1 protein-coding gene is annotated in these 1,478 nt (G+C 69.9%); it reads left to right on the top strand.

The annotated features are described in order from the left end of the window. A partial coding sequence (locus tag JOL79_RS33500) for a carbohydrate-binding protein (protein WP_210159958.1) occupies positions 1 to 1,232 on the top strand: 1,232 nt, incomplete at its 5' end. Positions 1,233 to 1,478: the final 246 nt, after the last annotated feature.

Here is a 1,478-nt window from a genome sequence, read left to right as displayed (position 1 = left end):
ACATCGACGGCGGCGGCGGTTATGTGGGCGTGCACTCGGCCGCCGACACCGAGTACGACTGGCCCTACTACGGCCAGCTCATGGGCGCCTGGTTCAACAACCACCCGGCGATCCAGCAGGCCACCGTGCGAACCGAGGACACCACGAATCCCGCGACCGCCGGCCTCCCCTCGGCCTGGACGCGGACCGACGAGTGGTACAACTACCGCACGAACCCGCGGGCCAACGTGCACGTCCTGCAGACCCTGGACGAGAGCAGCTACAGCGGCGGCAACATGGGCGACCACCCGATCACCTGGTGCCATCCGCAGGGGTCGGGACGGTCGTTCTACACCGGTCTCGGCCACACGAACGAGTCCTACGCCGAGACGAACTTCCGCAACCTGCTCGTCGGCGGCATCAAGTACGCGGCGGGCGCCGTGCAGGCCAACTGCGCTCCGCCCGGCAACGGCGGCGACGGCGGGACGATCGAGGCGGAGACCTACACCTCCCAGTCCGGCGTCCAGCAGTCCTCTCACCCGACCGCCAGCGGCGGCAAGACCGTCGGCTTCGTCGAGAACGGCGACTGGGTGGGCTACTCGTCGGTGAGCACCACGGGCGCGACCGGGTTCACCGCCCGCGTCTCCTCGGCCGGTTCGGGCGGCACCATCCAGATCCGGTCGGGCTCACAGACCGGGACGCTGCTCGGGTCGGTCACCGTCCCGGTCACCGGCAACTGGGACACCTTCACGACCGTCTCGACCACGTTGAACGGAGCGGGCACCGGTCCGCTCTTCCTGGTGTTCACCGGAGGGTCGGGGTATCTGTTCGACCTCGACACGTTCGCCCTCACCAAGTCGGCCTCCTCCTCCACCACCACCGAGGCGGAGGCGTACACGTCGCAGTCGGGTCTCCAGCAGGCCAGCCACACCACGGCCAGCGGCGGCAAGACCGCCGGTTACATCAACAACGGCGACTGGGCGGCGTACTCGGGGGTCAGCACCTCCGGGCTGAAGACGTTCAGCGCCCGGGTGTCCTCCGGGGGCTCCGGCGGCGCCATCCAGGTCCGGTCGGGCTCGCAGACCGGGACGCTGCTCGGCCAGGTGAACGTGCCGTCCACGGGGAGCTGGGACACCTTCCAGACCGTCTCGACCACGCTGAGCGGCTCCGCGACCGGTCCGCTGTACCTGGTCTTCACCGGCAGCGGCACGGGTTACCTGTTCGACCTCGACACCTTCACCGTCACCAGCTGACCTGACACCGGACGCCAGGCGAACGGTGACGCGATGCCCGGCGCGGCCGCCCAAGGCCCCGCCGGGCGTCGGCATGCCCGCGTCCGGGAACCGGGGGTCCCCGGAGACGTCAGGGAGACGTCAGGGGAAGGGGTGTGGGGGTCCGGTGGTGGCGCGGAGGGAGATGGGTGGGGTGAGGAGGAGGTGTTGGTGGGGGGTGGTGGGGTTGGTGATGCGGTTGATGAGGAGGTTGACGGCGTTGGTGGC

It is taken from the genome of Microbispora oryzae, from assembly GCF_017896165.1.
In the GTDB taxonomy this organism is placed as follows: domain Bacteria; phylum Actinomycetota; class Actinomycetes; order Streptosporangiales; family Streptosporangiaceae; genus Microbispora; species Microbispora oryzae.
Note: the sequence above shows the minus strand (reverse complement) of the source record. Positions and strands in the feature narration are given on the sequence as shown.